This window comes from Microcoleus sp. Pol12B5 (assembly GCF_036701335.1).
In the GTDB taxonomy this organism is placed as follows: Bacteria; Cyanobacteriota; Cyanobacteriia; order Cyanobacteriales; family Microcoleaceae; genus Microcoleus.
Window position 1 is genome coordinate 47,111 of sequence record NZ_JAUBQQ010000019.1, and the last position, 12,980, is coordinate 60,090.

At 46.4% G+C, this 12,980-nt stretch carries 9 protein-coding genes; 4 read left to right on the forward strand and 5 right to left on the reverse strand.

Annotation, left to right across the window (positions count from 1 at the left end; genetic code table 11):
- Positions 1 to 2 precede the first annotated feature (2 nt).
- Entirely contained in the window at positions 3 to 2,738 is a 2,736-nt protein-coding gene (locus QUA24_RS11910; protein ID WP_333229852.1) for a DNA methyltransferase, read from the reverse strand.
- Positions 2,739 to 2,830: 92 nt separating this feature from the next.
- Here QUA24_RS11910 and QUA24_RS11915 point away from each other — a divergent pair, with 92 nt between their 5' ends.
- The 3 genes from QUA24_RS11915 (at position 2,831) to ileS (ending at position 7,870) form a co-directional block, all read left to right on the forward strand.
- Positions 2,831 to 3,241: an Npun_F0494 family protein gene (locus QUA24_RS11915; RefSeq protein ID WP_190732852.1), complete on the forward strand. Its 411-nt coding sequence runs from the start codon at positions 2,831 to 2,833 to the stop codon at positions 3,239 to 3,241.
- Between the two features lie 211 nt (positions 3,242 to 3,452).
- Positions 3,453 to 4,016, forward strand: a complete 564-nt coding sequence (locus QUA24_RS11920; protein ID WP_333229855.1) for a Uma2 family endonuclease — start codon at positions 3,453 to 3,455, stop codon at positions 4,014 to 4,016.
- 263 nt (positions 4,017 to 4,279) lie between these two features.
- Entirely contained in the window at positions 4,280 to 7,870 is a 3,591-nt protein-coding gene (ileS, locus tag QUA24_RS11925; RefSeq protein WP_333229857.1) for an isoleucine--tRNA ligase, read from the forward strand.
- A gap of 84 nt (positions 7,871 to 7,954) precedes the next feature.
- Here the strand turns inward: ileS and QUA24_RS11930 are convergent, their stop codons facing one another.
- The 4 genes from QUA24_RS11930 to QUA24_RS11945 form a co-directional block, all read right to left on the reverse strand.
- Entirely contained in the window at positions 7,955 to 8,251 is a 297-nt protein-coding gene (locus tag QUA24_RS11930) for a hypothetical protein (RefSeq protein WP_333229859.1), read from the reverse strand.
- Between the two features lie 85 nt (positions 8,252 to 8,336).
- The gene (locus QUA24_RS11935; RefSeq protein ID WP_333229860.1) at positions 8,337 to 8,849 is read right to left on the reverse strand and encodes a dihydrofolate reductase family protein; all 513 of its coding nucleotides are present in this window, start codon (positions 8,847 to 8,849) and stop codon (positions 8,337 to 8,339) included.
- A gap of 66 nt (positions 8,850 to 8,915) precedes the next feature.
- The gene (locus QUA24_RS11940; RefSeq protein WP_333229862.1) at positions 8,916 to 12,152 is read right to left on the reverse strand and encodes a leucine-rich repeat domain-containing protein; all 3,237 of its coding nucleotides are present in this window, start codon (positions 12,150 to 12,152) and stop codon (positions 8,916 to 8,918) included.
- A complete protein-coding gene (locus QUA24_RS11945; RefSeq protein ID WP_333229864.1) occupies positions 12,128 to 12,430 on the reverse strand; it encodes a hypothetical protein in 303 nt (100 codons plus the stop codon). The genes QUA24_RS11940 and QUA24_RS11945 overlap by 25 nt, the downstream gene beginning before the upstream one ends.
- A 194-nt stretch (positions 12,431 to 12,624) precedes the next feature.
- On the opposite strand from QUA24_RS11945, the gene QUA24_RS11950 reads away from it, so the two are divergent.
- Positions 12,625 to 12,894: a type II toxin-antitoxin system VapB family antitoxin gene (locus QUA24_RS11950; protein WP_333229866.1), complete on the forward strand. Its 270-nt coding sequence runs from the start codon at positions 12,625 to 12,627 to the stop codon at positions 12,892 to 12,894.
- Positions 12,895 to 12,980: the final 86 nt, after the last annotated feature.

Consider the following 12,980-nt stretch of genomic DNA (forward strand, 5'->3'; position numbering starts at 1 on the left):
TCTTATACAACAGGTGGCAAACAGGGAGCGACAACCGGTAATCCCTCAGTTTCTCGCTGTGCAACTTCAAAGTTTAATTCTAATAGAAACTTTAAGGGGTCTTGGTTGGCTTTGATACCGTAGGCTTTGCAAACGAGTTGGTCTAATTGGGCATGGAGTTTGGCAAGTTGGCTGGCGGGTTCATCAAAAAATTGGTTGTATAATTGGGTAATGCCACACTGTTTGCGCTCCATATACTCTGTACGATAGTCATGGAGAACCTGCATGGCTGCTCGAATTTCAGTTTTGGTTTTTTCTGGGCAAGTTTGAGGAAAAGGGAAGGTTGCAAAACAGGTGGTGGGAGTGTAACGTGTGCGATCTTCAAGGGTTGAGCTTTGCGCTTTGACCCACTGGCGATGCAGATTTGAAGTTAGAATGCCAAGAACGTAGAAGTCATCAGAGCTAAGAACATTAGTCGCATCACCCGGAAGCCAATCTGGAATGGCAGGAATAAAAATTGACCATTTAGATACTCTGGGAACAGCCAAATAAAAGGGTAAAGTTGCTAGAGCTTTTCGCATTCCTTCATTTGTGCGTTTAAATCGCCACCACTTTTCTCGCATGACTGCTTCTCGATTGGATTCTCGTTCAGGCTTAACATATTTTTTTACGTGATCAAATGGCAGTAGATAATCACTTACTTCTTCTAAACTGCGATTATCAAAATCAATAATCCAACGCTCTGGTTTACCATGTGGACTCTGTGCCAGATTTGAACCCATTGAGAAGAGTTTGAGAACCTCTTGATTTTTACGATCGGCTTTGATCCATTGCTTTACCTCTTTTTCAGTTACAATAAAACCTTTTCCAGTAGGTTTAACACCTTCAAAACATTGGCTTAAGTTTGCTTTTATCTTTACAGCTTGAGAAACATCAACTTCAGCTTTCAGGGAAGAATTGATGTGAGAAATAACTTGATAATCGATACGGCAGGTTAATTCTTGATTATCACAGGTTTTTAGCCAATTGATAATACTGATGTGTACTTTCGCTTCACCAGACCAAGGCTGAGTAGAAATTGCATCATAAATATAACCGCTATTTTGAATGATGTAGTCTAAAGTAGCTTGACGACTTTGACCTTGAGAGATGGTGTTTGTTGCCACTAAACCAGCCCGACAATCTTCCCTTAAGTGATTATGGGCAAGGCGAAACCAGTAGGAACAAAGATCTACTTGACCTTTGACATCAGGAAATTTAGTAAAAATACGATCGACATAATCATCACCAAGGGTTAGTCGCAGACGATTACCACCCAAAAAGGGAGGATTTCCAATAATTACATTAACTTGTTCCCACTCGCAAAATAGAGCATCATCAAAGCGGATATTGCGATCGAGATTATCGAGAGGTAAAGCGCGATCGAGTTCCAGTGGCAGGTTCATTTGTACGACATTGAGCAACTGGTTTTCTTCATCTAAGGCTAACTTTTTGGCAAGCATCAGCGTCACTTTTGCCAATTCCACGGCAAAGGGTTTGATGTCAATGCCGTAAAACTGGCTTGTCTTCACCAGCGACATCGTACCAATGGCATTAGCAGCACGAGAGAAATTTTCATGAATTTTAGTTAGCAATTGTGCCTCTAGTCGCTTCAGTTCTCGATAAGCAACATACAGAAAATTGCCGCTACCGCAAGCTGGATCGAGAACTTTGAAATCAAGTAATTCTTGGCGCAGCCCCAACAAATCTTTCAGCGTCTTCGCAGCTTCAATCCGTTCTCGCCACGGGCGTATAATGGTAGGCAAAACCACTTTTTGAATGTCTGCCTCGCTGGTATAGTGCGCTCCCAAGGCATGACGTTCTTCTTTGCCCATACTGGACTCAAACAACGCGCCAAAAATCGCAGGTTCTACCTTTGACCACCGTTCCTTTGCTGCCTCTAATAGCAGATCGATTTCGCTGCGAGTCAGGGCGATGGATTCCACAACTGAAAAGATACCGCCATTAAAATATGATACATCCCGATAACGGCTGTCTTTAGGTGCGGGGCGAGCGCTCCCCATTTGCCGAAACAATCCCCCAATCAAGTCGTAGGAACTGACTCGATTCATCTGGCAATCACCTAAAAACTCGGTGAATAAACCGCGTGGCAACAAATCGATATCTTCAGCAAACAATGCTACTACACACTGAAGCATAAACCTTTGAGCTGTTTCTACTTTTTCGCCGCGCTCTACTAACCGATTGAAAACTAGAGCAACTTTGTCAGCGGCAGTTCGCGTTACATCAATTTGGTTGTTATTGAATAAAGGCTGGCGATTTTCAGGAAAAAGAAAGTTAAAGGCAGTGAAGCGAGCGGGTAACTCTTCGAGATTTACGCGGTCTACAGGTTCCCGCAGTTGTAAATCGAAGTCATAAATCCAAAATTCATCAAAGTTGCAAAGAACCACATATTTTGGACGCTGCGGCACTAGCTCAAGCCAGTATTCAAAGGCTTGCTGATAGTGTTTTTCCAGTTTTTCGCCCCGTTTTTTCATCTCCAGCAACAACCTTGACCGCCACAGCAAATCGGCAAATTTCGTAGTTTTGCCTTTCGCCTTTACTCGAAATTCTAGTTCGGCTCCCGCTTCCTTGTAGCCTAGATGACCGAAGGCTTGAAACAGGCGATCGCAGAATACCTGTGCCTCGCCTTTTTCGTCTCCTTTCAAAGTACGGACGTATTCAACAAACCTGTTGATATTATTTAGTGTATCGGTCATAATAAGTGTAAAATTAGGATCGATAGGGTGAATCAGCCCGCTCGGATATCTGTAACAATTAAAAATATAGTACCTGTTCAGAGGTTTTTTGAATGACTTTTATCCCATCTGAAGCGTTTAAATCTATTAGTTATCCCGATCGCACCGTAAAAAGAGCCGATCGCGCCGTCCGCTGTTCCCCTTTTCAATTACACTTCTTCCAGACCATCCGCGATAACAGTGTTTTCCTAACTGCGATCGCCTCAAATTCCGGTGTCGAAAGCGGCTACACCCGATCGCCCGTATCCGAACTCGTAGCCGAAAACTCGCTACTGTGGCTGATTCAAGTCGGCGTACTGCGGCGGGAAGTAGACGGACAAGGGATTACCGACAGTTTTCGCCTCACGCCCCTAGGCCGCCAACTCGTGGAAAAATGGGAACAGGAAGGACAGGGAGTGCCGGCCGCGTCATTGTGCGATCGCATGGGAAATGCCGTTAGCCGCGGGTTGGGAGTATTTCTATAACCGGAATGGCGGCTAATAAGTGGTTGAACCTTAAAATTTAAGCTTTTGGGCGGGCAAGATGCCCACCCCACAAGAGTTTGAAGAAATCCACCCCACAAGCAAATTTACTCTTTGTGGAACAGGCATCTTGCCTGTTCTTGAGAGATGTGAGTATAAATTAAATGCACGATCGCTTAACTAATACAAATTAAACTTAAATCCAATAAAAATAATGGTTCAAACCGCTTCTAAACCTTTGACTCTCGATGAATTTCTCCAACTGTCGGAAACCAAACCCGCCAGCGAATTCATCGACGGTCAAATTATCCAGAAACCTATGCCCCAAGGAAAACACAGCACAATTCAAAGCGATTTGGGTGCTGACATCAACCGGGTACTCAAACCGCAACGCATCGCCCGCGCCTATCCAGAATTGCGTTGTACCTTTGGTGGTCGATCGACAGTACCGGATCTTGCAGTCTTTACCTGGGAACGCATTCCCCGCGACGAAAACGGCGAAGTAGCAAACACTTTCGCCATCGCCCCCGACTGGACAATCGAAATTCTTTCCCCCGACCAAAGTCAAACTAAAGTCGTCCGCAACATTCTCCACAGTCTCGGCCACGGAACCCAGATGGGCTGGTTGATTGACCCGGAAGAAGAACTGGTATTTGTCTATTTTGCCGATCGCACCATAGCAGTTTTTGAAGAACCGGGCGATCGCATCCCCGTTCCAACCTTTGCCGAATCCTTTAATCTCACCGTCGGTGAAATGTTCAGTTGGCTGACTGAGTAGCGCCACCTTGGTTTATGAATGATTTAACCGCAGAGGGCGCAGAGGGCGCAGAGGAAGAGAAGAGAGATATCTCTATGGATTTGGTTCGATCTAATGTGCGGTCGATCGCTTATACTAAAATATCTGGTTGTCAGCTCTTCAATGACGAGAGATGACTAAAGTTGTCACTACAAACTTAATTATGATTATTTAACCGGACTTGATATCATCTCTCAAATAACCGCTAACTACTAACAACTAACTACATAAAACATTTCTCAAAAATGGAAGCTAAATCTTACAAAGACACGGTAAACCTGCCCAAAACCAAGTTTGATATGCGCGCCAACGCCGTCAAACGGGAACCTGAATTGCAACAATTTTGGGCAGATCAAGAAATCTACGATCGCCTTTCGGAAAATAACCCAGGCGACTTGTTCATCCTGCATGACGGGCCCCCCTACGCCAACGGACAACTCCACATCGGCCACGCCCTCAACAAAATCCTCAAAGACTTTATCAACCGTTACCAAATGCTGCGCGGCAAAAAAGTCCGCTACGTTCCCGGTTGGGATTGTCATGGATTGCCGATCGAACTTAAAGTATTGCAAAACATGAAATCGGACGATCGGCTAAATCTTACGCCGATCGAACTCCGCCGCAAAGCCTCCGCCTTCGCGCAGCAAACAATGGAACAGCAGCGCGAATCCTTCCAGCGCTACGGCGTTTGGGGCGACTGGGAACACCCGTATTTAACCCTAAAACCCGAATACGAAGCCGCTCAAATCGGCGTTTTCGGTCAAATGGTGCTCAAGGGCTACATCTACCGCGGCTTTAAACCTGTTCACTGGAGCCCGAGCTCGAAAACAGCCCTCGCCGAAGCGGAATTGGAATATCCCGAAGGCCACACGTCGCGCAGCATCTACGTCGGCTTCCATGTGAGAAAATTGTCAAAATCTTTGCAAACGAAGCTCAAGCGCTATATGCCAAGCCTCTGGGCGGCGATTTGGACGACTACCCCCTGGACAATTCCGGCCAACTTGGCGATCGCAGTCAATCCCGAACTGACTTATGCGGTGGTGGAACCGCCGGCAAATTCCCACATCGCCCAACAATTTATGTTAGTAGCTGTCGATGCGGTCGATCGGCTGTCGGCAACTTTTAACACTGAATTAAAAATACTCGCTACCTTCAAAGGCAAAGAATTAGAAGGTTGCATTTACAAACATCCGCTGTTCAATCGCGAAAGTCCAATTGTTGCCGGCGGTGACTACATTACCGCTGATTCCGGGACGGGATTGGTGCACACTGCACCGGGCCACGGACAAGAAGACTTTATCGTCGGAAAACGCTGCGGTTTGCCAGTTTTAACGCCCGTAGACGAGAACGGAAATTTCACCGCAGAAGCCGGACAGTTTGCAGGTTTAAATGTCCTCGGAAACGGCAATGCGGCAGTCATTGATGCCCTTGCCGAAGCAAATTGTTTGATTAAAGAGGAAAGTTACGCTCACTCTTATCCTTACGATTGGCGCACGAAAAAGCCGACAATTTTTCGGGCGACAGAACAGTGGTTTGCCTCGGTTGAAGGGTTCCGAGATGAAGCCCTAAAAGCGATCGCCGATGTGAATTGGATTCCCGCCCAAGGGGAAAATCGGATTACTGCAATGGTAAGCGATCGATCGGATTGGTGCATCTCTCGCCAGCGGACTTGGGGCGTTCCGATTCCCGTATTCTACGACGAAGAAACCAACGAACCGCTGTTAAATGAAGAAACGATCGCCCATGTGCAAGCCATTTTTGCCGAACGCGGTTCGGATGCTTGGTGGGAATTGTCGATCGCCGAATTACTGCCGGAATCTTACCGCAATAACGGCCGCACTTACCGCAAGGGTACAGACACGATGGATGTGTGGTTTGACTCCGGTTCTTCCTGGGCCGCAGTTGCCAAAGGTCGATCGGAATTAAACTATCCTGCTGATATCTATTTGGAAGGTTCAGACCAACACCGCGGCTGGTTTCAATCGAGCTTGCTGACCAGTGTAGCAACTAACGGCGTTGCTCCTTACAAAACAGTTTTGACTCACGGTTTTGTACTCGATGAAAAAGGTCGCAAGATGAGCAAATCCGAAGGAAATGTCGTCGATCCTGCCGTCGTAATTAAGGAATATGGAGCCGATGTTTTGCGGTTGTGGGTGTCTTCGGTAGACTACTCGGCAGACGTGCCTTTGGGCAAAAATATTCTCAAACAGCAGTCGGATGTTTACCGCAAAATCCGCAATACAGCTAAGTTTTTGCTGGGAAATTTGCACGACTTCGACCCCGCAAAAGATGGTGTAGCTTACGAGGAATTGCCGGAACTAGATCGCTATATGCTGCACAGAATGGGCGAAGTTTTTGCGGAAGTCCAAGATGCTTTTGAAAGCTTCCAATTTTCCCGATTTTTCCAAACTGTGCAGAATTTCTGCACGGTGGATTTATCTAATTTTTACTTGGATATTGCCAAAGACAGACTTTACATCAGCGCGACAGATACCCTTCGCCGCCGCAGTTGTCAGACGGTGATTGCAATTGCTGTGGAGAATTTAGCAAGGGCGATCGCACCTGTTTTGTGTCACATGGCTGAGGATATTTGGCAGTACCTTCCCTATCCGACTCCTTACAAGTCAGTATTTGAAGCCGGCTGGGTGCAAATTGATGCTTCATGGCACAATCCCGAATTGGCTACTCGCTGGCAGTATTTGCGGCAAGTGCGCGGCGAAGTTAACAAGGTTTTGGAAAAAGCCCGGATTGAAAAGGCGATCGGTTCTTCTTTGGAAGCTAAGGTTTTATTGTACGTTCCCGATGTTGAGAAAAGAGAGCAATTGCAAGCTTTGAATCCCAGCAGCGAAGAATTGGTGGATTATGTGCGATCGCAAAATTCCGTCATTGAGTTAGCGGCAGAGGAGAAAGCAAAAGCAGCACAAGATCGACAGGAAGAAGAGGCGGCCAAAGTTGCCAAAGTCTTGACAGAAAACACAGTTTATGTTGAGGCGGAAACGATCGCACAAAAGAGCGATCAACCTTCTCAGATAGTAGAGTATTCTGTCTCTGAACTGTCGGCTTCAGATTCGCAGCCAATCTTAGATCAAGCCGCCGAGTTTTTAGCTAATTTGCCTGAATACGCGGGCAACTTTTTTACAGAATACCAACAAGCGCTGGTAACACTTGGGCTGTTAGCCTCTGTGTTAGTAACGGGCAGAGTAACGCTGGCGATTTTGGATACGATGAATCAGATTCCGATGTTGGGAGGCCTCTTTGAAGTCATCGGCATCTTATTTACAATCTGGTTTGCTTTCCGTCACTTGCTGTTTGCCGCCAACCGTCAAAAAATTGCAGAACAAATTGATTTCCTGACAGCAGATGTGGTGGGCAGAAGTACAGCCCTTGTACTTGCAGAAACAAAGGCGATCGTCCTCGCACCGCCAGTAGATGCAGCGCTTGTGCTTGTAGAAACACAGGCGATCGCACAAACAGCCCCAGCCGAAAAAGTGTTTGTAGAAACACCCCAAATCCCGGAAGCAGAATTAGTTGCGATCGAGCCCAAACCTGAAATTCCTGCTTCCATAGCTGCAGGGCACGATTCTACAATGACCGGCAACGGTGTAGACGAACTGCGGTATTTGTTCATTACTTCGGAAGTTGAACTGGTAGAATCGAATGCAGCGATTCAGGAATTGCCGTACAGTTATCAGTCTCCAGAGTTGGCGATTGGTGTAGTGAAAGCAGACGGGGAAAAGTGCGATCGTTGCTGGAACTACTCTACTCACGTCGGAGAGTCGATCGAACATCCGCTAATTTGCGAACGCTGCGTGTCAGCAGTAGACGGCAAATTCTAACCGTAGGCTGCGCTTCGGGAAAAATTCTTGAGTTTGTGGTTGCCACATTCAGCCCGAAGCGCACCCTACAATAACTTCATTTGCTTATTTGTGATTAAACAAACGGCAGACGATTTCACCAGGGTTGTTTTGCCCAAACGCCAAAACTGTTCCATCTTTCTTAACTGTAGCGCGATCGCGGCAATTGTAGACTTCCAGAGGCTGTTTAACTCCATCAACACTCAGAATTACCCTGTATTCCCAATAATTTTTTGCACTGCGTTTGATATCGACAATGCAAATCTCGCTTTTTTGATAATTGCGGCAAACAGAGGCGTCAGCAGGAAGGGCGGCCCCGAAAAAAGATATTAATAACAAAAAGTAGCAAACACATTTCATCATCAGCCAAATTACTAAGTCCTATCTTACGTTTTTTGATAACCAACTGACAGTATTTTTGCAAGCGACTTAGCAATTGGGCGCGCCCTCAAGTCGCGACATCATAAGATAGCTGAACCATACCAGAACTGTATGTCTGACATCCAGTTAACTGCAAAGCTGTAGTATTTATGGGATTAACAAATAAAGGAATTCCCTCGCCTAAAATAAGCGGATGAACTGAGAGAATCACTTCGTTGACAAAGTTTTGATTCAGGAAATCGCGAATCAGCAGAGAACCTCCCACCAACCAAATATTCTTGCCCTCAAGCAAGCGCAAATCATTGACAAAACTCTCTAATTCTGTTACCACTTCGACATCAGAAGTGGCTTGAAAATCTAGATTTTTCGTAAAAACATAACTCTTTTTTTCCTGGTACGGATACTCGCCAAAAGTTAGAACTTGTTCGTAAGTTTTCCGACCCATGAGAACCGTATCGATGCTATCTAAGAATTTACTATAACCGTAATTTTGGTCTGTAAACAGCCAGTCAATATCGCCATTCGTTCGGGCGATATAACCGTCCAGACTAGATGCAATGAATAGTACAATTTTCCGCATGGCAACACCGAGGTTTGGGGAATGATTGGGGCGATAATCGCCAGAATCACCTTAATTTTAAATGATTTAGCGTCCTGACGGTAGCTTGAGTTCGATACCCAGTTTGTTGCTGACATCGATCGCCGCATTAGCAAAATCAGTCAGGCCTGCGATCGGAATAGCGATCGCAGTTACCGCCCCTACAAGAGCTGTTAACCTTTTATTTAATTTGGTTTTATTCCATTGGCTTTCCGGTTTCTTAATTTCCGCTTCGACATCTTCAATATCAATAATTATCCCCTCGCGGATGTCTTCGGGAAACTGATCGGCGGTTTCACGCATCGATGAAATCAGTTTCAAAAGTTCGGCGGTATTGGCGTTATTGTTTTGAATGGATTGATTGCCACCAACTTGGGCACTGTTCGACGAACCGCCGATATTGCCGACAAAGTTAGAATTGTGAAAAGCATCTTGAACGTGGTTGGTTTGGGAAGAATCGTGAGTCATATTTGCTGAGGCTTTATTAATAATTGGTCTACTAACAGCTAGTTTAGCGATATCTACAAGGTCGTCATATTCTCTTCCGTATTTTTCCATTTCTCGATCGCCCATTTGGTTTCTGCGCCGAAGTTCGATCGACTCATAGCCATCCAGCAACTTCCGCAAATCGAGTTTGAGTTTAAGTTTGCCGACACGCACTGTATTCTCGCCCATATCCTCCAGCCCTAGCAATTCATCATAATCCAGCGGGTTAGCATCGGGATAACCCGGAACCGGCACCCATTGACTGATTTCCAGATTGGCAAAAGAATTGTGGATTTTGGTAAACGTATCGCGGATCATGCTGAGAAAAGAACGCCGCGTCGATTCCCGCCCGCTAACGGCAATAAAGATTTTCTTATCTTCCGGGTCAGATTTGATCCGGGCGATGTTGTACACCTCAGCGCCTTCCCTGTACTCCAGCATAACCCCCGTGCGCCAGTGGGTGCATTTGTGGATTTTCTCGTGCATGAGGACGATGAAGCGCGAGAGGATGCTGTCGGGGAGGATGCGGTAGTGATATTGAAATTCCAGCGTTTCGCCTTGGAGTTTGGTGTTTTTCGGTTCCTCTTTGGGCAAGATGCCGGGGATGAGGAAAGTCGGCGGGCAATTGCTGACGAGGAAGCAGAGTTCAAATTTGCCCATCAAGTCGGTGAGGCAGTGGTAACGGCGGCTGGGATATTTATTTGAGTCGAGGATACGGCTGAGGTCGGCGTAGGTGAGAATGCCTTTGGTTTTGACTTTGAGTTCGTCGTCGCTGAGGAGGGGATAGATGCCTTCTGTCACCCAGTGGGGATTGAGGATGTTGGTGTTTTGCAGGATCGGGTGTTCGCGGAAGTTGAGGACAATGCCCAGCTTGTGCAGCAGGTCGATTAGTTGGGTTTGGTCGGTTTCTTCAAAGATGTTTTCTTTGGCGCAGATGGTGGCGTATTCGCTGATGCTGATGATGTCTTTGTCGAGGTTTTCCAGGCGCTGCTTGACTTGGAACCAGCTTAGCGGCAAAAGATCGTAGACTTCTTTGAGTTGGGAGATTTCGGTGTGGATGGCGCTGCGGAGTTCGTCGATGCCGATTCCGCTTTCGCAAGAGGTTTCGAGAATCGCTTTGATGTTGGGATATTTGTCGCGCAATGCTTTGCGGTTGAGATCCAGGGGTTGTTCGTCGCATTTGTTGCCGACGATGATCACGGGGGATGCGTCGCCGAAGCTTTCGATCAGTTTCAGCCAGTATTCGAGGCGGTTTTCGTCTTCGCTGGTGCGGCAGTTGCACACGAGGAGGTAGAGGCTGCGTTTGGTAAGGAAAAATTGGTGGGTGGCGTGGTAGATTTCTTGTCCGCCGAAGTCCCAGACGTTGAGTTTGACCGATTTGGTGTTGACTGTAATTTTCCAGTCTGTGATGTTGAGTCCGTCGGTTTGGGGCTCGTTGGGGTTGTATTTGTTGTCGATGAGGCGGTTGATCAGGGAGGTTTTGCCGACGCTTCCTTGTCCGACGAGGAGGACTTTGGCTTCGTTGAGGGGGAGGACTTCGCCGCTGCGGAGTTGGCGCAGGTAGTTGAAGATGGCTTCGGGAGTACCGGGCTCTTCGTTCAGGTTGGCGGGCCCTAGAACTTCTGGAGAAATGGGCAGGGGATTGCAGCGGAGGTCGAGTTTTTCAAGTTTTGGCAGTGTTTCTAAGCATTCGGGAATCTTTTCAATCTGATTGTTACTAAGGTCAAGCCATGTCAGATTCGACAGTTTGCCGATGACTTCTGGGATGGATGTAATCTGATTGTTTCTGAGGACAAGCCCTGTCAGATTCGACAGTTGACCGATGACTTCTGGGATGGATGTAATCTGATTGTAACTGAGGTCAAGCTGTGTCAGATTCGACAGTTTGCCGATGACTTCTGGGATGGATGTAATCTGGTCATTGAGGTCAAGCTGTGTCAGATTCGACAGTTGACCGATGACTTCTGGGATGGATGTAATCTGATTTTTACTGAGGTGAAGCTGTGTCAGATTCGACAGTTTGCCGATGACTTCTGGGATGGATGTAATCTGATTGTAACTGAGGTGAAGCAGTGTCAGATTCGACAGTTTGCCGATGACTTCTGGGATAGATGTAATCTGATTGTAACTGAGGTGAAGCTCTGTCAGCTCCGACAGTTTGCCGATGACTTTTGGGATGGATGTAATCTGATTGTTAAAGAGGAAAAGATCTGTCAGATTCAACAGTTTGCCGATGACTTCTGGGATGGATGTAATTTGATTGCTATAGAGGAAAAGCCCTGTCAGATTCGACAGTTGGCTTATGACTTCTGGGATGGATGTAATCTGATTTTTACTGAGGTCAAGCTGTGTCAGGTTCGATAGTTTGCCGATGACTTCTGGGATGGATGTAATCTGATTATCTCTGAGGTCAAGCTGTGTCAGGTTCGACAGTTGACCGATGACTTCTGGGATGGATGTAATCTGATTTTTACTGAGGTCAAGCAGTGTCAGATTCGACAGTTGACCGATGACTTCTGGGATGGATGTAATCTGATTTTTACTGAGGAAAAGCCCTGTCAGATTCGACAGTTTGCCGATGACTTCTGGGATGGATGTAATCTGATTTTTACTGAGGAAAAGCCCTGTCAGATTCGACAGTTTGCCGATGACTTCTGGGATGGATGTAATCTGATTGCGACTGAGGACAAGCTGTGTCAGATTCGACAGTTTGCCGATAGCATCTGGAATTTCTGTTAAACCAATACTGACTAAATTTAAACTCTCTAATTGCTTCATTTCCAGCAGCAATTCTGGCATTTTTCCGAATGGATTGTCACTGAGGTCGATCGCAAATTTAAGAGCGATCGTAATTCCTCCGGCAGTGTTCTTAATTGATTGGTGATTAGTTTCGGACGGTATTTACCATCCAACGATTCCCAATCTTCCGTCTTTTTCCCCAACACCAACGTCTCAAGCTGCGTACACTTGCCAATCTCCGGCGGCAATTCCTCCAAGTCCAGCCCCGACAAATCCAGTTCCGTCAATTTTTCCTCGGCTGCTTGGTCAATTCGCCGCACTGCTTCCTCTCGCGTCATGCCCTTTGTCTCTCGGTAGGATTCATTTTATTGTGACAGGAATTTTCGCTTGGTGGGGAGTTGCCCGCGCGTCACAATCAAAGAAACCGGGGTTTTTTTTGTTTCTACACTGTCATGCGTCTTCTGGGCAAAAACCCGGTTTCTGAGCGAGACATCACAACTATAATAAAATAACGGTTACAAGAGGAAAGCCAATGGTGACGAGCCTGAATGTGGATACGGCACTGCTGCAAGAGGCGATCGAACTTGAGGGAGAAATTGAGTTCGAGACTCTAGTTGAAATCGCCTTGCGGGAATACATTCAACGCCGCAAACAGCCACAGAATCTCGAACTTAGCTTTGGAGAATCTCTCAGTGCATTTCGTAAAAAATATCAACTGCACGAACTGGGTTTAAATCCTGATGAAATTTGGGGAGAAGTTCGCGATCGAACTTTTGCAGGACGCGAGGTCATCTTTGAATGACGCTGCGTTATTTACTCGATACCAACATTATCTCCGAAATAATGTGATCGAGTTGTTCGCGGTGGTGAGCGTAATGAGTTTTTGGT

Bases quoted from the DNA above. Each gene is read 5' to 3' on its own strand.
- ileS (WP_333229857.1), top strand. From the start codon at position 4,280: ATGGAAGCTAAATCTTACAAAGACACGGTAAACCTGCCCAAAACCAAG.
- QUA24_RS11935 (WP_333229860.1), bottom strand. From the start codon at position 8,849: ATGCGGAAAATTGTACTATTCATTGCATCTAGTCTGGACGGTTATATC.
- QUA24_RS11950 (WP_333229866.1), top strand. From the start codon at position 12,625: ATGGTGACGAGCCTGAATGTGGATACGGCACTGCTGCAAGAGGCGATC.
- QUA24_RS11910 (WP_333229852.1), bottom strand. From the start codon at position 2,738: ATGACCGATACACTAAATAATATCAACAGGTTTGTTGAATACGTCCGT.
- QUA24_RS11940 (WP_333229862.1), bottom strand. From the start codon at position 12,152: ATGCCAGAATTGCTGCTGGAAATGAAGCAATTAGAGAGTTTAAATTTA.
- QUA24_RS11930 (WP_333229859.1), bottom strand. From the start codon at position 8,251: ATGATGAAATGTGTTTGCTACTTTTTGTTATTAATATCTTTTTTCGGG.
- QUA24_RS11915 (WP_190732852.1), top strand. From the start codon at position 2,831: ATGACTTTTATCCCATCTGAAGCGTTTAAATCTATTAGTTATCCCGAT.
- QUA24_RS11945 (WP_333229864.1), bottom strand. From the start codon at position 12,430: ATGACGCGAGAGGAAGCAGTGCGGCGAATTGACCAAGCAGCCGAGGAA.
- QUA24_RS11920 (WP_333229855.1), top strand. From the start codon at position 3,453: ATGGTTCAAACCGCTTCTAAACCTTTGACTCTCGATGAATTTCTCCAA.